21 protein-coding genes are annotated in these 22,683 nt (G+C 65.0%); 13 read left to right on the forward strand and 8 right to left on the reverse strand.

Going from position 1 to position 22,683, the window contains the following annotated elements; all coding sequences use genetic code 11:
* Nucleotides 1-80 precede the first annotated feature (80 nt).
* From FHX72_RS00450 to FHX72_RS00480, 7 genes are all read left to right on the forward strand, one after another.
* Nucleotides 81-716 (forward strand): NAD(P)-dependent oxidoreductase, encoded by a 636-nt coding sequence (locus tag FHX72_RS00450; protein ID WP_183622390.1) that lies wholly within the window; start codon nt 81-83, stop codon nt 714-716.
* Nucleotides 679-1,458, forward strand: a complete 780-nt coding sequence (locus FHX72_RS00455) for a Bax inhibitor-1/YccA family membrane protein (RefSeq protein WP_183622391.1) — start codon at nt 679-681, stop codon at nt 1,456-1,458. The genes FHX72_RS00450 and FHX72_RS00455 overlap by 38 nt, the downstream gene beginning before the upstream one ends.
* Before the next feature lie 35 nt (nt 1,459-1,493).
* Nucleotides 1,494-2,480: a COX15/CtaA family protein gene (locus FHX72_RS00460; RefSeq protein ID WP_183622393.1), complete on the forward strand. Its 987-nt coding sequence runs from the start codon at nt 1,494-1,496 to the stop codon at nt 2,478-2,480.
* Nucleotides 2,481-2,721: 241 nt separating this feature from the next.
* The gene (gene mobF, locus FHX72_RS00465) at nt 2,722-6,288 is read left to right on the forward strand and encodes a MobF family relaxase (protein ID WP_183622394.1); all 3,567 of its coding nucleotides are present in this window, start codon (nt 2,722-2,724) and stop codon (nt 6,286-6,288) included.
* Nucleotides 6,289-6,422: 134 nt separating this feature from the next.
* Nucleotides 6,423-7,961 (forward strand): SIR2 family protein, encoded by a 1,539-nt coding sequence (locus tag FHX72_RS00470; RefSeq protein WP_183622396.1) that lies wholly within the window; start codon nt 6,423-6,425, stop codon nt 7,959-7,961.
* A complete protein-coding gene (locus FHX72_RS00475; protein WP_152424354.1) occupies nt 7,958-8,827 on the forward strand; it encodes a sce7726 family protein in 870 nt (289 codons plus the stop codon). The genes FHX72_RS00470 and FHX72_RS00475 overlap by 4 nt, the downstream gene beginning before the upstream one ends.
* The gene (locus tag FHX72_RS00480; protein ID WP_183622398.1) at nt 8,820-9,752 is read left to right on the forward strand and encodes a sce7725 family protein; all 933 of its coding nucleotides are present in this window, start codon (nt 8,820-8,822) and stop codon (nt 9,750-9,752) included. Before FHX72_RS00475 ends, FHX72_RS00480 begins: the two co-directional genes overlap by 8 nt.
* Before the next feature lie 252 nt (nt 9,753-10,004).
* Here the strand turns inward: FHX72_RS00480 and FHX72_RS00485 are convergent, their stop codons facing one another.
* Complete coding sequence (locus FHX72_RS00485; RefSeq protein ID WP_152424352.1) at nt 10,005-10,358, reverse strand: hypothetical protein; 354 nt, start codon at nt 10,356-10,358, stop codon at nt 10,005-10,007.
* Between the two features lie 96 nt (nt 10,359-10,454).
* Nucleotides 10,455-11,480 carry a PDDEXK family nuclease gene (locus FHX72_RS00490; protein ID WP_017885399.1) on the reverse strand — a complete coding sequence of 342 codons (1,026 nt, stop codon included), beginning with the start codon at nt 11,478-11,480 and terminating at the stop codon, nt 10,455-10,457.
* 541 nt (nt 11,481-12,021) lie between these two features.
* Here FHX72_RS00490 and FHX72_RS00495 point away from each other — a divergent pair.
* Nucleotides 12,022-12,786 (forward strand): DUF1345 domain-containing protein, encoded by a 765-nt coding sequence (locus FHX72_RS00495; protein ID WP_167349097.1) that lies wholly within the window; start codon nt 12,022-12,024, stop codon nt 12,784-12,786.
* Between the two features lie 38 nt (nt 12,787-12,824).
* On the opposite strand, the gene FHX72_RS00500 is transcribed toward FHX72_RS00495, so the two are convergent.
* The gene (locus FHX72_RS00500; RefSeq protein ID WP_183622400.1) at nt 12,825-13,778 is read right to left on the reverse strand and encodes an NAD(P)-dependent alcohol dehydrogenase; all 954 of its coding nucleotides are present in this window, start codon (nt 13,776-13,778) and stop codon (nt 12,825-12,827) included.
* A 71-nt stretch (nt 13,779-13,849) separates the two neighbouring features.
* On the opposite strand from FHX72_RS00500, the gene FHX72_RS00505 reads away from it, so the two are divergent.
* Entirely contained in the window at nt 13,850-14,503 is a 654-nt protein-coding gene (locus FHX72_RS00505; protein WP_183622401.1) for a TetR/AcrR family transcriptional regulator, read from the forward strand.
* A 39-nt stretch (nt 14,504-14,542) separates the two neighbouring features.
* On the opposite strand, the gene FHX72_RS00510 is transcribed toward FHX72_RS00505, so the two are convergent.
* The 3 genes from FHX72_RS00510 to FHX72_RS00520 form a co-directional block, all read right to left on the reverse strand.
* Nucleotides 14,543-14,812 (reverse strand): acylphosphatase, encoded by a 270-nt coding sequence (locus tag FHX72_RS00510; RefSeq protein ID WP_208596787.1) that lies wholly within the window; start codon nt 14,810-14,812, stop codon nt 14,543-14,545.
* A 115-nt stretch (nt 14,813-14,927) separates the two neighbouring features.
* Nucleotides 14,928-15,692, reverse strand: coding sequence for a 4'-phosphopantetheinyl transferase family protein (locus FHX72_RS00515; RefSeq protein ID WP_183622403.1), 765 nt, complete (start codon nt 15,690-15,692; stop codon nt 14,928-14,930).
* On the reverse strand, nt 15,689-16,489 hold the full coding sequence (locus FHX72_RS00520) for an ABC transporter permease (protein WP_183622405.1): 801 nt from the start codon (nt 16,487-16,489) through the stop codon (nt 15,689-15,691). The genes FHX72_RS00515 and FHX72_RS00520 overlap by 4 nt, the downstream gene beginning before the upstream one ends.
* A 111-nt stretch (nt 16,490-16,600) precedes the next feature.
* Between FHX72_RS00520 and FHX72_RS00525 the strand changes: the two genes are divergently transcribed.
* Nucleotides 16,601-17,495 (forward strand): IS5 family transposase gene (locus FHX72_RS00525; protein WP_183622407.1). Its coding sequence is split into 2 segments (ribosomal slippage): nt 16,601-16,951 and nt 16,953-17,495, totalling 894 coding nucleotides; the frame shifts between segments, so codons are not numbered across the junction.
* A 231-nt stretch (nt 17,496-17,726) separates the two neighbouring features.
* The gene (locus FHX72_RS00530) at nt 17,727-20,495 is read left to right on the forward strand and encodes a phosphatidylglycerol lysyltransferase domain-containing protein (RefSeq protein ID WP_183622409.1); all 2,769 of its coding nucleotides are present in this window, start codon (nt 17,727-17,729) and stop codon (nt 20,493-20,495) included.
* On the opposite strand, the gene FHX72_RS00535 is transcribed toward FHX72_RS00530, so the two are convergent.
* Entirely contained in the window at nt 20,459-21,052 is a 594-nt protein-coding gene (locus FHX72_RS00535; protein ID WP_183622411.1) for an NAD(P)H-dependent oxidoreductase, read from the reverse strand. The genes FHX72_RS00530 and FHX72_RS00535 overlap by 37 nt on opposite strands.
* 70 nt (nt 21,053-21,122) lie before the next feature.
* On the opposite strand from FHX72_RS00535, the gene FHX72_RS00540 reads away from it, so the two are divergent.
* Entirely contained in the window at nt 21,123-21,695 is a 573-nt protein-coding gene (locus FHX72_RS00540) for a TetR/AcrR family transcriptional regulator (RefSeq protein ID WP_183622412.1), read from the forward strand.
* Between the two features lie 35 nt (nt 21,696-21,730).
* Here the strand turns inward: FHX72_RS00540 and FHX72_RS00545 are convergent, their stop codons facing one another.
* Complete coding sequence (locus FHX72_RS00545) at nt 21,731-22,159, reverse strand: YdeI/OmpD-associated family protein (protein ID WP_183622414.1); 429 nt, start codon at nt 22,157-22,159, stop codon at nt 21,731-21,733.
* A gap of 113 nt (nt 22,160-22,272) precedes the next feature.
* On the opposite strand from FHX72_RS00545, the gene FHX72_RS00550 reads away from it, so the two are divergent.
* Nucleotides 22,273-22,683 carry a VOC family protein gene (locus tag FHX72_RS00550; protein ID WP_183622416.1) on the forward strand — a complete coding sequence of 137 codons (411 nt, stop codon included), beginning with the start codon at nt 22,273-22,275 and terminating at the stop codon, nt 22,681-22,683.

Genomic DNA, 22,683 nt, shown 5'->3' on the forward strand with positions numbered 1-22,683 from the left:
TATACTGTTCCCGAATCAGGAATACATCTACTCGGGAACATCCCGTAAGTGTACTAGATGGACGAGGGAGCGGGACAGCGTTGAAGATTCTGATACCAGGTGCCACGGGAATGGTCGGCGGACATGTAGTGGAACAGGCGCTTGCGCGTGGGCACGAAGTGGTCGCCATCGCCCGCAATCTAGCGAAGCTCACCATCGAGCACCCGTTGCTCACGAAAGCTCAGGGCGACATTTTGGATGCAGCTTCAGTCGAGCCACTGCTTGACGGAGTGGATGCGGTGGTGAGCACAGTGGGGATCGGCGCTTCGAAGCAGCCCACAAAGCTGTACTCCGATGGCACTCAGAACTTGATCGCCGCGATGGACAAGCACGGCGTTCGACGGATCGTCGTGATCTCGTCAGAGGTAGCCGAGCACTGGGCGCATCAGAGCTTGTTCAAGCTGTGGGTGGTGCTGCCGTTGCTGCAGAAGTTCATCGGCGCGACCTATGACGATATGCGGCGCATGGATATCGTGCTCTGGGAGAGCCAGGCGCAGTGGACAGCGATCCGAGCCCCACGCATCCGACTGGCGGCAGCGAAAGGTCCCTACCGCCTAGACACCGACGGGGCGCTCCCACGCGGCTGGTCGATTACTGCACCCGATATGGCCACGGCGTTGCTGGATATCGTCGAGCGCGATGACCTCGGTCGACAGTATGTCTATGTCGCGAACTAGCAATACCGCCCCGATTCCTGAGATATCGAACCCGGTAACAGTGGCTCGTGCGCTGTGGGTGACGCTGCTGCTGTTCGTGATTCTCCATATCGCGGCCATCGCAGGAATCCTTTGGACGGCAGCTCCCGCGAGTGCCACTGGCGACCCTCACGATGTCAGAGTGTTGCCGTGGATAGTCGGCCTCGGCGTAGGCATTGGCGTGATCGGACTGCTTCGTCGTGGTTCGAGCATCAGACCTTCGCTTGCAGTCTTCGCTGTCGCCGCAGAAGGCTTATTTCTCGGCGGGATCGCGACCTACTTCGAGGGTGTGCTGCCGGGGATCGTGTTGCAGATCGTGTTCGCGCTGCTGTCCGTGGTTGCCGCGTTCCTGCCCTTGGCCGCAAGCAAGCGCTTCCGACGACTCAGGCAAGGTCCGCGCGTGCTATTGCTCGCGGTGACCGGGTATCTGGTGTTCGCGGTGCACAACCTCACGCTCATGGGGATGGACTTCATCCCCGAACAGACCGCCTGGGGGCAAGGATCGGTCTCGGTACTCGGTGTCCCGGTCGGTCTAGTCCTCGCGGTACTCGTGGTGCCCTCGATTGCATACGCACTCGCCAGAGCGCTCGAACGTACCGAGGAGGTTGCCCGAGACAAAGCGCCCTCGACTCGTGCCTGGCGTTCGGGGCTTGACATCATGGGTCTGATCTTCTGGCACCCTATCGATACGTCTCAAGCGCTCTCACGCTCCCGCAACCACTAGTGATCCGGCTTCTGTCAGCTCGAAAGGCCCCACCCATGAGTTCCTCTGATGCTCGGCGCAAGGCGCGCACACCGTTCACCTGGCTGGAGAAGCGCGTCCGTTTCAACCGGCCTGCGCTGCGCTGGGCGGCGCTCGTCGCAGTGGCAGCGAGCGTCCTCATCATCGTGACCGGTGGGATCGTCCGCGTTACTGGGTCCGGGCTCGGCTGTCCGACTTGGCCGAGTTGCACGGGCGAGGGGTTCGCGCCGACCGCGGAGATGGGCATCCACGGTGTCATCGAGTTCGGCAACCGACTCCTGACCGGCTTGCTGTGCGTTGTTGTCGGCTGGCTCATCGTCGTCGCTCGCCTTCAGCGACAGCCGGTGCCGCAGGTGACCCGGTGGGCATGGGCACAATTCTGGATCATCCTCCTCAACGCCCTCGTCGGCGGTATCACCGTATTGGCCCGATTGAGCCCCTACATCGTCGCGGCGCACTTCCTCGCCGCGACCCTGTTGCTGGCCGCTGCCACCGTCGCATGGCACAAGGCCGGCCAGCTCGATGCCCCTCCGACTACGGACAACCCCGACGCGAGCGTGCACCGCATCGGGGCCGTGTTGCTGGTGTCGACGGCAGTCCTGTTGATCGCTGGGACGCTGGTCACCGGCACAGGGCCGCACGCTGGCGACTCGTCCGACGTCGCGCGGATGCCGTTTGACTGGACCGCAGTTACCTTCCTCCACGGGATCATTGCCGTCCTCGTGGGCGGTACCGCCGTGACGCTATGGATCAAGGTCTGCACGGCCGCGAACCCCACGATGCTGCGTCGGATCACGCTGTTCCTTGCGGTGTTTCTCGCGCAAGGGCTTGTTGGGATCGTCCAGGTTGTCACAGCCCTGCCCGAGGTGGCCGTCGTCCTGCATCTGCTCGGCTCTGCGTTCGTATGGATCGGCGCGATCCGCGTCTACTTCGACACCCGATCCAGTCATCTCTCGGGTTCCGAGCAAGCGATGTGTCATCCGGTCAATGGAGCGGTGGGCTGAACGCTGCCGAGAGAAAGGTGTCACTCACCCCGACACCGGCATGCTGCGTAGCGTCAGATGGCACCCGGCTAGCAGCCGGGCCGAGCACTGCATTACCGGCTGCTCTGGCTTGTCTTGTCGAGGCCGTCCCAGAGCCTGCCACTTACCCACACGGTTGGCACTAAGAGTGCGAGCCGCGGGCTGCGCGCGCACCTGACCTCCGAGATCGCCCCTCCCGTGACGGTCTCGGGGAGGGGCCGTCATGGTGATGACGATCCGGGTCATGTCGTCCGGCAAGGGCTACGAGTACCTGCTGAAATCGGTCGTCGTCGGTGACGGCGACCGGGAGATGAGCAGCCCGCTGACCCAGTACTACACCGACTCCGGCTGCCCGCCCGGCACCTGGGTCGGCACTGGCCTGATGAGCCTCAACGACGGCCGCTCGCCGACGTTGGCCGAAGGTGACACGGTGACCGAGGAACACCTGGCCCGACTGCTGGGCGAGGGCGTCCACCCGATCACCGGCGAGAAGCTCGGCAAGAAGTTCCCCGCGCTGCAACCTCCGCGCGAGCGGATTGCAGCCCGCCTTGCACGCCTCGATCCCGGCTTGCGCGGGGAGGCACGGGAAGAGACTGTGCAGCGCATCCGTGAGGAAGAGCTTGCGAAGAAACCCCGTACTGCCGTTGCAGGGTTCGATCTCACGTTCTCGCCGCCCAAGTCGGTCAGCGCGATCTGGGGTGTCGCCGATGCGGGTACGCAAGCGCTGATCGCGCGGGCACATCACGCAGCGATGCGCGACACGATCGCGTTGCTGGAGGATCGCGTCGCCGCAACCCGCGTCGGTGCGGGAGGTATTGCGCAGATGCCGATCGTAGGCGTGATCGCCACAGCGTTCGACCACTACGACAGCAGGGCAGCAGACCCGCAGCTGCACACGCACGTTGTGGTCTCGAACAAGGTGCAGGGCGAGGACGGGCGTTGGAGGTCGCTGGACTCGCGCCGCCTGCACAAGGCGACGGTCGCGCTCTCGGCGTCGTACAACGCCTTTCTCACCGACCACACCGCGCGGCTGCTCGGCGTGACCTGGACGGCGGTCGACCGAGGCAAGGACCGCAACACCGGCTGGGAGATCGAGGGCGTACCGGCGGCGCTGATCGCTGAGTTCTCCCGCCGCACTACCGGGGGTAGCGACGGCGCGGAGGGTATCGAGCAGGTCAAGAACCGGCTGATCGAGCAGTACGTGGCCGAGCATGGGCGGCAACCCTCTGCCGCGACGATTGCGATTCTTCGGCAGCAGGCGACCTTGGAGACCCGGCCCGAGAAGGTACTGCACTCGCTGGCCGAACTGACCGCCGACTGGCGGGCGCGTGCCGAGGTCGTGCTCGGCGAGGACGCAACCACCTGGGCGCAGCACCTGCTCGACCGGGGTGCGACCGAAGCCCGGCTGCGTGCAGACGATCTGGGGCTGGAGCAGATCGAGGATCTCGCCACCGTGGTGCTGATGGAGGTAGCGAACCGGCGCGCGACCTGGGGGCGATGGAACCTGCACGCCGAGACCATGCGGCAGATCATGGGCGTCCGGTTCGCAACCATCGACGACCGTATCCGCGTGCTCGACCAGATCGTCGCGCACGCCGAGGCCGAATCGCTCCGGCTCACCCCGGACTACGACCGCGCCATACCTGCTCATTACATCGAGGGCGAGGGCAACAGGTTCCAGCCTGTCGATCAGATCGCGTACTCCAGCCAAGACATTCTCGACGCCGAGCAGCGCCTACTCGCGCATAGCCAGCAGACCGGCGGGCCAGCACTGACGGCACGGCTCGTCGCGCGCCACACTTCCCGCAAGATCAGGGGCGTCCGGCTCGACCCCGACCAGGCCGTCGCTATCACCCGCATCGCCCGTTCCGGGCTGACTCTCGATCTGCTGGTCGGCCCCGCAGGTTCGGGCAAGACCACCGCTCTGCGTGCCCTGCACCGGGCGTGGACGGCGGCGCATGGCCGCGACTCGGTGATCGGCCTCGCGCCGTCGGCGGCTGCCGCCGAAGTGCTCGGCGACTCGCTCGGCGTGCGGGCGGAGAACACCGCGAAGTTCCTCTACGAACACCATCATGGACGCTGGAACCTCGAAGCCGGGCAGCTCATTCTCGTGGACGAGTCCTCCCTCGCCGGAACTCTCGCGCTCGATCGCATCACCGAGCACGCCGCTGAGGTCGGAGCCAAGGTCGTCCTGATCGGGGATTGGGCGCAACTCTCGGCGGTGGAGACGGGCGGGGCGTTCGGGATGCTCGTGCGCGACCGCGATCAGGTGCCCGAACTCACCGATGTGCGCCGCTTCGCTAACGAGTGGGAGAAGTCCGCCAGCCTAGGACTGCGGCACGGAAGCACTGACGCGCTCGACGGGTACCAGGAGCGCGGCAGACTGATCGACGGCGACGCAGAGACGATGCTCGATGCGATCTACGAGGTATGGCGCACCGACCGCGACGAGGGCCTGCGCACGTTGATGATCGCGGGCACCGGAGAGATGGTCGCCCAGCTCAACGCGCGCGCCCGCGCCGATCTGATCGAAGCCGGGCGCGTCGAGGCAGACGGGCTGCGTCTGCACGACGGCACCACCGCAGGCGTCGGTGATCTCGTCGTCACCCGGCTCAACGACCGCCGCCTCACCACCGGCAGGACATGGGTCAAGAACGGCGACCGCTGGCAAGTCACGCACCGCTACGACGACGGCTCGTTGGCCGTGCGCCGGTTGGGGCGCGGCGACAAGCCCCACGGTAAGGCTCTCGTGCTGCCTGCGAAGTACGTGCGCGAGGAACTCGAACTCGGCTATGCCTCCACTGTCCACCGCGCCCAAGGAGCCAGCGTGGACACCGCGCACGCTCTCGTCGACCCCGAAGCTTCGTCACGGGAGTTGTTCTACGTGGCGATGACACGCGGCAAGCACCGCAACCACGCCTACGTGATCGTGCCCGACCCGCACGAGGTTGAGCGGCATCTCGACCAACCCGAGCCGCTGACCCTGATCGACCGGCTCGCCAAGGTACTCGCCCGAACCGACGCCGACCTCTCGGCTACCGAAACCCTCACGCTCGAGGTAGACCGTCACGCCTCCCTGTCCACGCTACTGGCCGAGTACGACGTACTCGCCCGCGAAGCACAGACCGACCGCTGGGCCGCACTACTCGACATCGCGCCGTTCCCCGAGAACGTGGCCGACGACCTGTTCACCAGCCCCTACTACGAGCAGTTGGAGAGCGCACTCGCACGTCACGAGGCAGCCGGCCATCTCGCAGCGGCGGCACTCACCGCTCTCGCACCGAGGCTCACGCCCGGCGACGAACAAGCCGACCCCGCCGCGCAGCTGGCCGACATGCTCGACCAAGCCACCCAGAAACTCCGGCCAGGTAAACGAGGCAGGGCACGAGTCGCCGGACTCATCCCGACACCTGCCGAGCCAATCGCAGACGACATGCGGACCGCGCTCACAGAGCGGCAGACGCTCATCGAGACCGCCGCGCGCCGACTCCTGCACGATGCCCAGGAAGCGAGAGCCGCTTGGGTGGCGCGGCTCGGGCAGCCGAGTCCACGACCCGAGGAGCGAGAGCGGTGGGAGGCGCACGCCGCCACGGTTGCGCTGTACCGTGACCGCTACGAGATCACCGGCCCGGCACCGCTTGGCGACCCGCATGTCGTCCGAAGCCCTGACCAAGCGGCCGAGTACCGAGTCGGACAGCTCGCATTGCGGCAGATCAAGATGAGTGTTCAACACGATGATGAGAGAGCAAACCAGTCGACCGTCCGCAGCACACCACGACGTGGACTCTGACCATCGGCCTCACCAGGCGCGCAACGACACGCCACGCGGAGAATCACTCGGCGACGACGTTGTGGCAGGCGGAACGGGGCGGGGCACCACGGAACCGACAACGCGGGAGGGTGCCGGAGGATACCCTATGTAGCATGGGTACCGCGTACGACTTCCTCAGCTCTCATCTGAAGACGATGGCTGCGCCGTACCTGTTTATCGGCTCGGGGATTTCAAGACGGTACGCTGACCTGCCCGATTGGGAAGGTCTCCTCAGGCACTTTGCTGCATTTACTAGCCACCCGTATGAATACTACCGTGGCCTCGCTTCAGGCGATCTTCCCAAGACCGCCTCACTGCTAGCCAACGAGTTTTACTCTGTGTGGTGGTCTGATAAGCGATTCTCAGATTCGAGAGACAGATATGGCACTGAGGTTACTGATCCCTCATCAGCCTTAAAGATCGAAGTAGCAAGGTATTTCGAAGAAGCGATTGAAGGATTCAAGCCGACGGCCGAGTATGCTTCCGAGTTCGCGCTCCTGCAGAGTGCAAATGTCGAGGGAGTGATAACGACGAATTTCGACAGGCTGATGTCCGTTGTTTACCCTGACTACACCGTCTTCACTGGCCAAGATGAGTTGCTGTTTGCCGACCCACAAGGTATCGCAGAGATCTACATGATTCACGGATCGTCGCAACAGCCGCGCTCACTCGTTCTGACGGGGGAGGACTACGACGACTTCCAAGAGCGAGATGCGTACCTCGCCGCCAAGCTGATGACCTTTTTCGTCGAGCACCCGATCGTTTTCCTTGGTTACAGCCTGAGTGACAACAACGTACTGGAGATACTTCGTTCGCTGGTGAAGGCGATGCGCGGCACCAACGCGAGCAAGCTTAAGGAGCGCCTTCTTTTCGTCGACTGGGACTCGGAAGCTTCCCCAGAGGTTCGTTCTCGAACCGTGCAGATCGAAGGTGGCCAAATCGAGGCCTTTGAGATCGTCGTCCCTGACTTCATCGACGTCTTTCGAGCGCTAGGAATCAAGGAGAGGGCTCTTCCGGCTCGTGTTCTACGTCAGCTCAAGAATCAGATTTACGAACTGGTAAAAAGCAACGATCCTGACGGTCGACTCGTGCAGGTTTCCGACATTGAGTCGACCTCGGATCAACTTGACGTGGTGTTCGGTGTTGGCGCCAAGATGACAGTCAAAGGGATCATTGGCCTATCTCGCTGGGACCTCGTTGATGATGTGCTCGGTTCGCCAGACCGCGGGCTTCCTAGTGACCAGGTGATCACTGAGGCGTTCGGGAGTTCCTTCGCCAGCAACTGGTACGTGCCTTACTGGAAGCATCTCCGGCAAGGTGGATTCCTCGATGAGGCGGGGGACTTGTTGCCGCAGGTTGAGGTCCCATCCAAAATTCATTCCTATATCTCCCGAGAGACCAAGAACCTTGGAAAACGCTCTCTCCCGCCCGGTGTGACCTTTCAAGACGTGCTCGACCGTCAAGGAGAGGACTGGATTCTTGGCCACCCTTGGTCGTTGCTCGACGAGACCCGCGACGGTGAGGGCTTGCGAGAGTACCTGAACAACAACCGAAGCTATCGTCAGCAGTCCTACTACCTCACGCAGTACGCCAAGTTGGCCGTGACCCTCGACTGGCTGATGTACGGACCCCCGAACGAGGCCAAATCATGAGCGTGGTGGAAAGCCAGGCGGCAGCAGCCTCGGCGCTGCTTTCGGCACCCGTCCTCCGCTCTGCGATGCGAGACGGCCCCGCGTCGAAGTTGGCGAATCGCACCATTTCCAGTCTTGTCGAGAGTGGTCTAGCCCTTGGCGCATCTACTGTTCGAACCCTGATCTGGCGTTGTGACCGATGGCTCTCGCGCCATTACCGTAACGATCTTGTCTACCGTAGAGCCGTTCTCGGTCAGATGATTCCTTGGAGCGACGGCATTCTCCTGCCGGAGTTCAGGGTCGGTCGATCCATCGTCGACTTCTTGGCCGTGACAGACTCGTTGCACGCCGTCGAGATCAAGAGCGACCTCGACAACACTTCCCGGCTCGATAGTCAACTACACGATTACAGCAAAATCGCACCCTTGGTGTCTGTTATGGCATCAAAGCGCGTAGTGGAACGAGTGCTCGCAATCCCGGAGTTCCAGACTATTGGTCTTCATTGGCTTGATGTGAACGGTCGCGTGGAGACTGTCCGCGATGCGAAGTTTAGAAGTGATCTTCTTGAGTCAGAGGTCTTGATGCGGTCACTTCGTCGTGCAGAGTATCTCAGAGTTCTGTCTGCTCTTGGTTCTACTGTTCCCGACCTCCCGAACACGCGGGTTTTCTCATATGCACTAGCAGCCTCCCGAAATTTGGACCCGCTTGTTTTCCACAACGCGGTCGCCGAGCAGCTGAGAGAGCGAAAGCCACGGGCTGGCCGGTCACTGATCGCTCGATTGCCCGAGCCGGTGCGGCCCGCCGTCTTAAAGCTCGATCCGACGAGACAGCAGATATCCAGTCTTCAAGATTGGATGAACCAGGAGGTTGCAAATGTATATGCCTAGGCTTAGGGCACGGCAGCATGAGGTCTTTGCTGTTCGAAACTGCGCCTCAAGTTTTGCTGCATCTTCGCGTGTCGTACCGATTCTTGAGCCGGTGGCCTCGCCAAACGATCTCTTCACCCGCAGGCTGGGAGCGATAGCCGACGAGGGGGCCAGTTGTGACCTCGTCCTTAACCCTTCGGTCGGTGATCTACGTTCGAAGGGTAGCTGGAGAGCACTTGGCGACTACTACCTTGAGAACGATCTTCTCAAGCACCACGGACTTGCCGTCCTCTCCAATGCCGACGCTGATCACGCGGCGATGTCGCGTTGGATCAGTGAAGCCAGGGGCGCTGGTCACCAGTTCACGCTCGATATCGTTCATGAGCTGGATCTCTCCGTGACTCTGCAAGGGGCGACGTATCACGGAGTTCGATGGAACATTGCCGAGGATCGGACGGTCCCGGCGTCATATGGTCTGCCACTCGGAGGCCTTCCGGTGGTCTGGGCGAACGACCCGTTTCCTTCTTTGCCGCGCAATCGAGAGTATGTCGGACGTGAAGAGGGGATCTTCAGCACTCGCGTTGCCGGCTACAAGAGCGCAGGCTACCTCGGCGTCAGCGACTTCCTCACCCTTGGAAGGGGATATCAACCAGGCGGCGGTCCAGCCTATGCGGTAGTTATCCACTTCACTTATGAATCAGGTAATGTCGTCCGCCTGAAGCACTTCTGCTCTGACAGCAACGAGACTCAGGATGACCCGGCTGGGAAGTTCTTCGAGGCCCTTGAGAAGCTCATCGACTTCGTTGACGAAAGGTCGCTCCCAACAAACCTAGGAATCGACGGGTTCCGCGATCTGTATCAGCGTCAGCACTTTCCCGGGCTTGGCAAGGCCAAGGAGTTGTCGATCATGAATCACATGTTGGTTATGCAGGACGCGATTATCTAGATTTCGTGCCGAGACGACACAGTCGGAGTTGCGTCTAGTGTTTTGCTAGACCGTCTTCCGGTGTACCTCGAATCGTCTGTCGATGGACGGAACGCTAACACCATTTGCTCGGGAGTGCGCGTGCAGATGAACCCGTCAGGGTGGCCGAGTTGGCTTCCCTTCTGGAGGTGCACGCGAAGAGGACACAGAGATGCCAGCGGACGACTGGGCTCGGGGGATCCCAGCCCTCTCAACTAGAAATGAGACATCACTTCAGTCGTCAGACTGTGATTCGCTTACTCGCTTAACGATGCCCTTGGCGACCGGCTTCAGAGGTCTCCAGTCAATGCCGCTGCCTCGCCAATAGCGGTCATATTCCGCCTCGATCTCAGACTTCAGCTCGTCCAATTGAGCGTAACTCGCTTGCTCAGACTTGGACAGACCTGGACCCTTCATCTGTTCTCTGTACGCATCAAGCTTCTCCTGAATTCGGCGCAAGGCTATACCAGCAGCGCTGCTGAAACCCCTTATGTGGCCGTCATCATGATGATCGCTCAGTACCTGTCGAGCAGACTCTTGTGCAGCATCTCGCAGGAACTCACCTGCCTTTTGAAAGTGACCGCTCACCGCACTCCTTCCTCGATTCTGCTAGCCCGCAGCGGCTGCCAGAATAGGTCAATTTGCCTTCGTCGCGCCGATTCCGCTGGCGAACGCCGTCGAGATTCAAAACGGAGTCTCGGCGTTCGTTGACCACGGACTGCTTGGCGTTGGTGGCAACGCGCCTTCTGGCAGCGGTAGGTTTGCGACGACGTAGAGGTTCAAGATGTCGTCGCGATCCATGAACATGATCTGGCTGCGCTTGTGGGCGTCGAGAGCGTTGCCGAGCCAGTTGCGGGCCGCTTTGGTGATCTCACCACCCGCGACGATGAAGGCGTGATCGACCAGGACGCGACGGTTGGTCTCGGGGTCAAAGATCTCGTGTGCCAGCATCATGAGCGCCTGGTTGTGGATCTCAGCCATGTTGGCGTTACCTGTCTTGGTTACCCCCGAAGCGTCGAGCTTGCCCTTTTTCGCCTGGATGCCGAAGTAGAGAATGTGCTGCGTCGGCAAGGTGTAGCGCATCCAAATGTCCTTGCCGTACTCCAGGGCCTTGTCCTTGTGCCCGGCGGCGGTGATGCGGTGGTAGCCAAGTTGCCTGAACATCGGGAGTAGCACCTCCTCGATGAGGTCATCCTCGCTGCACTGGTCGAGGTACGCCGTCAGGAGCTGCCGCCGTTCCAGCTCAGCCTTGCTGAAGGGGCGGTGGGGGTTGGCGGCAAGGATGGTCACGGTCTGGGTGCCGACATGACGGAGGTAGCAGTGGTTGTCCTCGCCATAGAACGCCTCGAAACCTTCGCGGCCAAGTACCTCATTGAGTTGCGCGAGCGCCCGAGGACGGTCGGACCCTTCGTTGAGCCGATCGGCCGGGCTCATCAGCTGGTCGATGAGGCGGCAGAAGATCTCTGGCGGGCGGTTGGGTCCGTCGTGCGGTTCGGCCAGCATCTGTTCCAACACATCTGCCACCCAGCGGTGGCGAGTTGAACCGTCATGCTGGTACTCCGTCTCCAGCTCTTGGAAGAACTCGGTGATGTACATGCTGGACCGGTAGGGGAAGTACTTGGCTTCGTCCTCATTTTCAGCGTCGTCGCGGCCCGTGTTGCCCACGATGAGGTCAGCAAGGGCTTCGAGGTTGCGGCGCTTGAACTTCACGGTGCCATTATCGCAAGTGAAGCCGACAAGCTTCCGGACTCAGCAACGCTCGTGTGCGCACTCGTGCACGGGGCACTTCGGGTGTGCAGCACGAGGGGACGTTAGAGCAAGTCTCTCGTGTGCGTCCAGACGGTCATCCGATGTACGTCGAACCGCCGACAGATCGAGACCACGCTCTCGCCGTTCGCGCGTGCAGTTCGAATAGCGTCCACTTGCCTCTCGGTCAGGGGTGTTCTAGCTCGTCTCCTAGGGTTCGAGACGACTCCCGGCTCGTCGTCAGTGGCACCGTCTGGCTCGTGAACGATACGGAGTTTCGCCTGATTCCACGCGGAACTCAGCCGCTCGAACCGCTGCCAGGTGTTCGGTTTAAGTCCACCCGCGTCCACCAAGGAGCCCGGGTCAGCAGTTGCTGATCGGGGCTTTCTCGTTCTCTCGCGGCGCCGCGAAGTGCTTGGCCGCGGGGCAGGCTTGTGGTCGCTTCAAGGCGGTCTTGACGACCATAACGCCGCTGCCGGCAGCTCGATGGGGGAGGATGGGCCGCATGGCGAGACGCATCACGAGCGACAATGCGCGGGCGAACTGGAGCACGCTCATCGCGGTCCCCTTAGCGGTTGCCTTCTACCTGCTTGTGGCGAGGAGGCTCGGCGTCGAGATCAACGACTACTGGCGTTACCTCGTGAGCATCTTCATCGTGTTCTGGCCACTCTTTGGCACCGTGTACCTCGTCTGGACGCACCTCGCCTACCGCAATGCCGACACGGTGGCGCTCCGGGTCGCCTCGCGCCGCGAGCGGGCCACGCGGCGCCGCTGGTGGCACAAGTTCGTCGGCTACGGAGGCGCCACGGACTGGACGACCGCGGGCGCCATGGTCGCCGTCGGCCTCACGATCGCGATCGCGCAGGACCCGACCTTCCGCGACCAGACGATCTTCGTGGTGCTCGGCCTCGCGACGGTCGCTGCGTCCTGGGCGCTCATGGTCTACTCGTTTGCGCTCGAGTACCTGCGCCTCGACGCCACGCCCGAGGCGGCGCAGCAGGGGGAGACCGAGTCGGGCGCGGCCCCCGCTGCGGAGGTTCGCCCGCCACGTCGCTCCGAGATTGTGTTCCCGTTCCCTGAGGAGCCGAGGTTCGGTGACTACCTCACGCTTGCCGTGCTGATGTCCACCATGGCCGCGACGGCGTCGGCCGAGATCACCTCGCGCCGCGGCTGGCGCGTTGCGCGCACCAACGTCGTGCTGGCGTTCTCGTTCAACTCCGTCATCGTGGCGATGATGGTATCCGTGCTCTTCGGAGGGCTTGCGGGCTAGCGGATGCCGCTTGCGCGACGGTGAGGTCGCCGGCCTCGTCAGGCGTTCGGGAGGATGACGAGGTTGCCGACCTTGCGGCCCGAGTCGACGACGGCGTAGGCGTCGCGGATACTCTCCAAGCCGCCCGCGACGGTCGTAACCGCATCGAGTGCGCCGTCCGCAGTGAGCGCGAGCAACTCGGCCTCGTCAGCGGTGCGTTCGGGGATGGGGCCCGCGATGACGTTGCCGCGTGCGGCGACCGTGTCTCCCAGGCTGGCGACGGCAAGGATCAGCCGCCCAGTCGACGTGAGCAATTCGCGGCCCGACTGCCTTCCGAGGTTGCCGACGGTGTCGAAGACGACGTCGTAGCGCGGCGAGGCGCCCGTGAGCGGGGCGGTGGCGTAGTCGAGGTGCTCATCCGCACCGAGGCCGAGCACGAAGTCTCGATTGCGGGCGCTGGAGACCGCGGTGACGTGGGCGCCAAGGTGCTTCGCGAGCTGGACGGCGCTGGAGCCGACGGCCCCTGAAGCACCGTTGACGAGCACGCGCTCGCCTGGTTGCAGTCTGGCGCGTTCGCGGAGGAACTGGAGGGAGGTGCCGCCGCCGAAGAGCAGCCCGGCTGCGGCCTCGGACGAGACGCTGTCGGGGATGAGGGCCAGCCGTGCGATGGGAACCCTCGCCAGCTCCGCGTGGGCACCGAGGTTGGTGCCGATCATGGCCGCGACCCTGGCGCCGTGCGGGAACTCGTGGTCGGCTGAGGTGGGAGACTCCACCGTGCCAGCGACCGCGATGCCAAGCACCTTCTTCCGGGGGCCGCGGATCCCGATGGCGAGCCGGGCGGGCAGGCTGAAGCCCGCGGGGAACCTCCCGGCTCGCATCCGCGCATCGCCCGAGGTGACGGCGGCGGCCTCAACACGCACCAGCACCTCGTCGCGGCGGGCGACGGGATCCGGCACCTCGGCGATCGTGACGGCCTCTGGTGGACCGTACCTGGTGACAACTGCAGCTCTCATGAGATTCCTTACGCCTGTAAGCCTGGTGGCCTCAGAGTAGCCTTACGCTTGTAAGCCCGCAAGGAGGAATAATGGCAAACCGGACACCGCTAAGCAGAGGGCGCATCCTCGAGGCAGCCGTGCGCGTCGCGGACCGAGGCGGACTGGCGGCCGTGAGCATGCGAAGTGTTGCGCGAGAGGCCGGCGTCGAGGCGATGTCGCTCTACCACCACGTCGCCAACAAGCAGGCAGTGCTCGACGCGCTCGCCGGCTGGGCGTTCGAGCAGATCCCTCTGCCAGAGGGCGGCGGAGACTGGCGCGCGGAGATGGGGGCTCGGGCGCGCGCGTCCCGCGAGGTGCTCGGCGCGCATCCCTGGGCGCTTGGCCTCCTCGAGTCGCGCTCGAACCCGGCCCGCGCCGTGCTGGCCCACCACGACGCGACGATCGGTGCGCTGCGTGCCGGCGGATTCTCGCTGTGGCTCGCCGCGCACGCCTACTCGCTGCTGGATGCGTACGTCTTCGGTTTTGTGCTCACCGAGCAGAACCTCCCTTTCGAGGAGGGGCAAGACGCTGAGGACTTCGTTGTCGGCCTCGAGATGCCGGCCGACGAGTTCCCGCACCTCGCAGCGTTCATGGGGGAGCTGATCGTCGGCGGGAGCTACGACTTCGCAGACGAGTTCGCGGTCGGCCTCGAGATGATCCTCGACCAGCTTGCGACCCGGCTGCGGCTCGAGAACCGCGCGTAGCAGGAGTGAGCGGACAACCGAGTCAGCAGACGACCGGAGTCAGCGGACAACCCGAAAGCCCTTCGTCCCCTTCGGGGTGCGTTCAGAGAGTCGCGACGAGGTCACCTCCGCGAACTGCGGGCCCCTCGCCATCCAGGCGAGGAGCGCATCCACCTGCTCCTCTTCGCCCTCGATCTCAGCCTCGACTCTGCCGTCGTGCAGGTTTCGTACCCAGCCGCTGACACCGAGGCACTCGGCTTCTTGCGCGGCAGTGAACCGATAGCCGACGCCCTGCACGTTCCCGCCGACGATGACGTTGACTCTGCGCATGGCCATATTGTGCTCCGCAGGTTCGGAATACGTGAAGACTCCCGACGGTGCGGGACACGAAGCACAGGGTTTTCCCACCTGGAACACGCTCGCGAGAGGGGCGCGGAGCCGCGGATCAGGCGAGGTGGGCGAGCTCGCCGCCGTCGTAGCCGGCCTCGGGGAGGCAGCCGAGCGCGGTGAATAGCTCTGGCATGCGCCAGAGGCGCACCTCCTGCGGGCGGTTCGAGGCGAGCGAGGCCCTCGCGTTGCCGCCGACTGCGAGCGCCGTCACGCACATGGATGGAGCCGCGGTGCTGAGGGCAGGGGCATCGTGCACCCGGTGCCAGCCGGCGTGCTCGGGGTCAGGATGCTCGTCGACGCGGAGCGAGGAGGGCTCGGTTCGCAGGCCGCTGCCTGACACCTTGAGCGCGGCCTCCTTGGCGGTCCAGGCGCCGATCCGGGCGCCGATGCCAGACGGAGCGCCGATCGAGAGCATCCGCAGACGCTCTTCCGGGTGCAGCGCGTAGGTGTCGAACTCCGGCCACAGCTGTCGCGGCACGGTCTCGATGTCGACGCCGATCGAGTCCGCGGGGTCCGCGATTGCCACCAGCACCCTTCCGGCACTCGTCGAGGAACTCAGCGAGAGGTCGGCGCTGGTCGGGCGCCCGTGCTGGCCGCCGCAGTCGGGGCACAGGCGGGAGATCTCGAGTTCGCCGGCCCGCTCGAGCGGGATGCCGCGGCCCCAGGCAGCCAGGAGGCGGAGGGCAGCCCGCCCGGCAAGTGTTCGCCGACGCAGCTCCTCGCTCCGTCGGGCGCTGGCTGCGGCGCGATCGTCGTCGCTGGCACACTGGGTCGCGACGTCGAGCACCTCGTCGACACCAGCTGCGAGCACGGCGATCATCGGCGGCTGATGCGGCGGTACTGCCACACGGCAATCGGGGCGAAGATCGCGATGATGACGACACTGCACAGGAAGGCGTACAGCACGGCGTTCTCCGCCGGCCAGCCTCCAGCGGCAGTGAAGCCGCTGGAGGCCGCGTTGCCGAAGAGTTCCCGCACGGCGCTCGCGACGGCGGTCACCGGGTTCCACTCGGCGAAGGCGCGCAATGGGCCAGGCAGCATGTCTGCCGAGACGAAGGCGCCCGAGATGAAGCAGACGGGGAACAGCCAGAGCAGGCCAAGGTTCTGCGCCACCTCGACGCTCTTCGCCGTGAGGGCGATCGTGGCGCCGATCCATGACGTCGCGAAGGCGAACAGGAGCAGCAGCGAGAACGCCACGAGCACCTGTAGGGGGCCGGACTCCACGCGCCAGCCGATGGCCAGCCCGCAGGTGAGGATGACGGCGATCGAGATGATGCTCGTGACGAGGTCGGAGCTCGTTCTGCCGAGGATGACCCCCACGCGCGACATGGGCAGCGTGCGGAGCCTGTCGATGAGGCCTGACTGGAGATCCTTGGCGAGATACACCGCGGTGAAGGAGGAGTTGAACGTGAGCGTCTGAGCGAGGATGCCGCCGATCAGGAACTGCCGGTAGTCGGCACCGCCGAGCGCCCCGCCGAAGACAAACGCGAGGATAAGCACGAAGATGATGGGCTGGGCGATGCCCGTGACGAGCGCCCCCGGGGTGCGCCGCACGTTGAGCACGTTCCTGCGGGCGACGATGCTGCCGTCGCGGAAGGCCGCGGTGATGGCGCTCATGCGGAGACCTTCTCTCGGTTGTCGTGCGCGTTCGTCTCATCGGCGGGAGCGACCGAGTCGGCTAGGGCATGTCTGACAAAGGTTGAGGGTCTTCGTTGAGAGGCTTGCTGGGTGTCGAGGTTTCAGTTGCTTTCGGATGTGCAGTGGTCGTTGATCGAGGGTTTGTTGCCCGCCCCGACTGGGCGGCCCGGGCGGAAGTTTTCTGATGCTCGGACGATGGTCGAGGCGATCGCGTACCGGTATCGGACGGGAATCGCGTGGCGTGATCTTCCCGAGGTGTTCGGTCCGTGGCAGACGGTGTGGACCTGGCATCGTCGTATGGCTGCGGATGGGAGCTGGGATCGCGTGCTCGCGAAGCTGACCGCGGCCGCTGACAGCGCGGGGGTCATCGATTGGTCGATCTCGGTCGACTCGACGATCGCTCGCGCGCACCAGCACGCAACGAACGTCACCCGTCTCACAGGGGGCTTCATCGAATTACAAGAATCCGCTCGTCGAGCCGCCTGATCACGCGATCGGCCGCTCCAGAGGCGGGCTCTCGACCAAGATCCACCAGCTCGTGGATGGGTCCGGGCTGCCGTTGGTGATCGAGGTCACGCCAGGGCAGGCGGGTGATTCCCCGATGTTCCTGCCGCTGCTCGAACAGTTGCGCGTCGCTCGCCCGCTCGGGCGTCCTCGGACGAGACCCGACGCAGTCCGAGGCGACAAGGCCTACTCCTCGCGGGCGATTCGCGCGCACCTGCGTGAGCGCGGGATCCGGTCGGTGATTCCGGAGCCCGCCGACCAGCAAGGGAACCGGAAACGGCGCGGTTCCCGCGGCGGTCGCCCCGTCGGTTACGACCGGGACCACTACCGCGGTCGCAACGTCATCGAGCGTCGCTTCTGTCACCTCAAGCAATGGCGTGGACTCGCCACGCGCTACGACAAACTCGCCCTCGTCTACCGCGCAGCCGCCGTCCTGAACGCGGTGATTGCCTGGACCAAGGCTTTGTCAGACATGCCCTAGCTGGCGCGAGGTCGGCCGCGCTCGCCGGAGCGGCGGTCAGGGCGACGGCGCCCAGGGAGAGGGCCGCGGCCGTGGAGAGGCTGGCGATCGTGCGACTCGTCGTCTTCTTCATGTTTTGCTCCTCAGTTCGCTGTGTGCCGGGTTGGTCACAGGGAGTCGTTCGGAGCGTGTCCGGCGGCGGTTTGGCAACATTCCCGCGCCTCTCGGGCCATTCACAGCTAGCCTGAACTCGTGTTCGACTGGCTGATAGCTGTCCCCCCAATTCTTGTCGTCCTCCTCGTTGCTGGGATCGTCACGCTCGAGAGCCTCGGCCTGCCCCTGCCCGGCGAGAGCGTGCTCATCGCGGCGGTACTCCTGAGTCTCGGGGGCGCCGGGGTCGACCCGTGGCTGCTCGCCGCGGCCGCTGCCGTTGGCGCCATCGTCGGCGACTCGCTCGGCTACTACATCGGCAAGCGTTGGGGTGCCCGCCTGCTGCGCTACCTCTCGCAGCGGTACCCGAAGTACTTCGGCGTCGCCCGCATCAACGCGGCCGTCGGCCTCATGCAGAAGTGGGGGGCCTACGCCGTCTTCTTCGGGCGCTTCGTCGCTCTCCTGCGCGTGTTCGCCGGCCCCCTCGCGGGCGCCATGGCCATGCCGTACGGGCGTTTCTTGCTCGCGAACGCGCTCGGCGGCATCGCCTGGGCCGGTGGCGTCACTGCCATCACCGTCGCCCTCGGCAAGAGCGCGCTCGCGATCATCCACGCCTTTGGCTGGGTGGCGCTTGCGGCCGTCGCCGTCCTCATCATCGTCATCGTGGCGATCGTGGTCTACCGCGCGCGGCGCCGACCAGAGGGTGCGGATGCGGCGACCGAGACCGAGCAGGAACTCGACCTGCTCATCCCGGCAGCGCAGGATGCGCAGGGCGCGAACCCGGGAGGCGCGGCAGTCCGCGACGCCCTCGGCGCGGCCGTCAAGCCGCTCGTCACGTTCGCGCGCCGCGCGCCGTTCACGACGATCCTGGTGCTGGTCATCATCATCGGTGGCGTCGCCACCGGCGCGATGTGGCACCTGTCGCGTGCGCAGTCCTGGTACGGCGACGTCGCCTTCGGGCTCCCGCCGCTCGCGGCCGGCATGTGGTGGACCCCCATTACGGGCTCGCTGCTCGGCAACGGCGCCTGGCACTACGCCCTGCTGATCGTGCAGCTGCTCATCGTGGGTGGCATCTTCGAGTTCCGTTTCGGCTGGAAGCGCACCGCGCTCGTCTTCCTCGGCGGGCAGGCCCTCGCCGTGCTCGGCACGCTCGCCATCGTCGCGGTCCTCGCGCCGACCGGCTGGGAATGGGCCACTCGCCTCGCCGACGACCTCGACGTGGGCGCATCCGGTGGCATCGCAGCCCTGACCGCCGCGCTCGTCTGGGTCCTCCGCCCACCGTGGCGGCTCCGACTCGGACTCGCCCTCGGGGCGCTCGTCTCCCTCCGGCTGCTCTACGTGGGCGACCTCGCCGACATCGAGCACTTCCTGCCCGTCGCCGCCATCTTCACGATCTACGCGCTGCAGCGCCACCGCGCCACCGGGCTCGCGACGAGCACGCGCGAGGACCGGCTCATCGCCTTCACCGCGCTCATCGGCCTCGGGACGGCGCAGGTGGTCGCCGCGCTCTTCTCGCTCGACGGCCCGCTCGGCAAGTCGACGGCAGAGACCGAGACTTGGGTGGGCGTCGCGATCGACGTCGTCGTCATCCTGCTCGTCGCCAACGGCATCAGGCGGGGCCAGCGTTTCGCGTGGATCGTCGCGGTCGCCCTCGGCATCTTCAACCTCCTCGAGCTTCTGCTGATCGTGGTCGCCGTCGCAACCTCCGGCAGCCTCGACGAGGGCCTCACCATGAACTTCGCGGGCTCCCTGCTGTGGGTTCTGGTCGTGGGCTTCCTCATCGTCGCCCGTCGCTCGTTCGCCGTCCGTGTCCGTCCGTCGAAGAACTCGATCTCAGGCGAGAGGCGTGGCACGGTCGAAGAAGCTCGCGAGATCCTCCCGAAGGTCGGGGGAAGCACCATCTCCTGGATGACGCTCTGGCCCCGCAACCATTACCTGCTGAGCGCGAAGAAGGACGGCTACGTCGCCTACCAGGAGTACTCGGGGGTCGCGCTCGCGCTCGGCGACCCGGTCGCGCCTGCCAGCGAACTCAGCGAGCTCATCCACGACTTCGCCTCACGCGCCGAGCTCGCCGGGCACACGCCCGCGTTCTTCTCAGCCACTCAGGCGACCGTGGATGCGGCTCCCGCGAGCTGGCAGCGCGTGCAGGTCGCCGAGGACACGATCATCGACCTCCCGGGCCTCGAGCTCAAGGGGAAGCCGTGGCAACCCGTCCGCTCGGCCGTGAACCGTGCAGAGCGCGAGGGGATCCGCTTCAAGATGACAACCCTCGCCGAGGAGCCATGGGCCGTGCTCGCGCAGGTGCGCGCGATCTCAGAGGACTGGGTCGGCGACAAGGGGCTCCCCGAGATGGGCTTCACGCTCGGCGGCGTCGACGAGGCGCTCGACCCTGCCGTTCGCCTCGGGATCGCGATCGACGACGACGGCAGCGTGCACGGTGTCACGTCGTGGCTGCCCGTCTACGGCAAGGACGGCGAGGTCCGAGGCTGGACCCTCGACCTCATGCGTCGCCGTGACGGCGGCTTCAAGCCCGTCATGGAGTTCCTCATCATCTCGTCAGCCATGGCGTTCCGGGACGAGGGTGCCGCCTTCGCCTCCTTGTCCGGAGCCCCGCTCGCGGGTTCCGGAGAGGCAGAGGCGACGCCGCTCGACCAGGTGCTGAGCCAGGTCTCGGAGCTCCTCGAGCCGCTCTACGGCTTCTCGTCGCTGCACAACTTCAAGATGAAGTTCAACCCGCGCTTCGAGCCCATGTACCTGGTGTTCCGCGACGAGTCCGACCTGCCTCGCATCGGCATCGGGCTCACGCGCGCGTACCTGCCGACGGCCACGACTGGTCAGCTGATCAGGGCGGGGCTGGGCGCGGGCAAGTAGCGCTTCGCGTCCTTCTCTCCGAGGCGGGCTGCGTCGGCAAGCCACTGCTGCCGGCGCTGCTCGGTCGAGGTCTTGACGGGGGAGTAGCGGGTCACCGCGATCGGCGACAGGCCGATGAAGCCCAGCACGTGCGTCTTGAGCTGTCGAATGGGCGTGTTGCCGGTGAGCCGAAGGTAGTAGCCGGGGCTGTCCGCGGTCAGGATGATCCGCGAGCTGCGCCCCCTGAGGAGGCCCTTCGGCACGGTTCCCGAGGCGTCGTAGGTCATACGCGGGAGCAGGAGCCTGTCGAAGAACCCCTGTAGGAGCGACGGCACGGAGCCCCACCACACCGGGGTGACGACGACGATGCGCGATGCCTCCTGGATCGCGGCCCAAGCATCCTGCAGGTCTGGCTCGAGCTCCTGCCTTCTGGTGTAGCCGAAGCGCATGTTCTGGTCGAACGCGAGTTCTCGCACCGCGAGGACGCGCGCGTCGCCATGCGCGTCGGAATAGCGTGCGGCGAGGGCCGCGCAGAGGGAGTCGGGGTTGGGGTGGCCGTCGATGACGAGGGTGTGCATGCTGGCTCCAAGGCCTTGATGTGGACAGTGTCAAGATGTGGCGAGAGTCAGCCTAGCTAGAATGTTGCGCATGTCAAGATCGGATGCGTCCTACCACCACGGCAACCTCGGCCCCGTGCTCGAGGCCGCGGGTGTCGAGCTGCTCGCGCAGAAGGCTCACACGTCGATCAGTCTCCGCGAGCTGGCCCGCGAGGCAGACGTGAGCCACAATGCGCCGTACCACCACTTCGGCGACAAGGCAGGCCTCTTCAAGCGGCTCGGCGAGGTGAGCATGCAGCGGCTGGTCGACCAGTTCGCGGCGGCGGATGAGCCGGGCCTCGACCCTGGCGAACGCGCCGTCGCGCTCGGGGTCGCATACGTCGAGTTCGCCGTCGACAACCCGCACGCGTTCACGCTCATCTACGACCCTGAGGTCTGCATCCCCGGATCGCCGAGCCCCGTGATGGCTCCGCTCATTCGCGAGCTGGAAGTGCGGCTCGGGGACGCGGCGGCCGGGCTCGACCCCGAAGCGGGGGTGGAGAGGATCGAGGCGCGAGCGACGGCGCTCTGGGCGACCGTGCAGGGGCTCTCGCATCTCGTGATCGCGGGCCATCTCACCCGGGGCCAGATCAAGCCTGCGATCGCCGAGTCGCTTCGACGCTGAAGCGACCAGGCGGATGCCTCGAAGTGAGGCTCGGGTCAGGAGAGCGACTCGACGACGGCGACGATCCGCCGTTCGCGCGTGGCCTCCGCCTTCGCCGACTCGACCTTCGTGACGTGGGCCTTCTTCGCGCTCGGGGAGAGCGCATCGAAGCGAGCCCGCGCCCCAGCTGCCTCGAGTGCGGCAGCGAGGTCGGCCGGGACCTCCGTGGTGCGCGGCTCGGTGTCGAGCTCGAGGAGCACCGTGATGGCGTCGCCGCCCTCAATGCCGGTCTCCTTGCGCTTGTCGGAGCTGAACGGAATGAGGAAGCGGCCGCCCATCACTCCGACGGTGCTTCGATAGGTGTAGCCGTTCACCGTCACGATGACCGGCGGCTTCTTGCCCCCACCCAGTTGCTCGATGAGTTCTGCTGGAACCTCGATGCCGGTGTTCTTGCCCGAGAGGCTCATGTTCGTCGTGAATTCCATGCTCAGATTGTTCTACGGGATTCCCCGCCGAAATGAGTCGAAATGTCGGTCGTCTTTGCCACGATCAGACCGCGCGACGATGCTCGTCGTCGCCGTGATCGAAAGGCCGAACCATGGCTGCACTGCTCAACCCCTACCTCCATTTCATCGACAACGCGCGCGAGGCGCTCGAGTACTACAAGGAGGTCTTCGGCGGCGAGCGCACGATGAGCACCTTCGGCGGCTCCGGCATGCCGATGGACCCCTCCGAGTCGGAGAAGATCATGCACGGCCAGCTCACGACCGCGAGCGGTTTCACGATCATGGCCTCCGACACGCCCTCCTACATCATTCCCTCGCCGGGGCGCACTATCGAGATCTCGCTCAGCGGAGACTCCGCCGACGAACTGCGCGGTTACTGGGACAAGCTCGCCGACGGCGGCGAGATCGAGCAGCCGCTGGTCCAGGCTCCATGGGGAGACACCTTCGGGATGCTCGTCGACCGCTTCGGCATCGCATGGATGGTCAACATCCTGGGAAGCTGA

Source organism: Pseudoclavibacter helvolus, from assembly GCF_014191305.1.
Lineage (GTDB): Bacteria > Actinomycetota > Actinomycetes > Actinomycetales > Microbacteriaceae > Pseudoclavibacter > Pseudoclavibacter helvolus.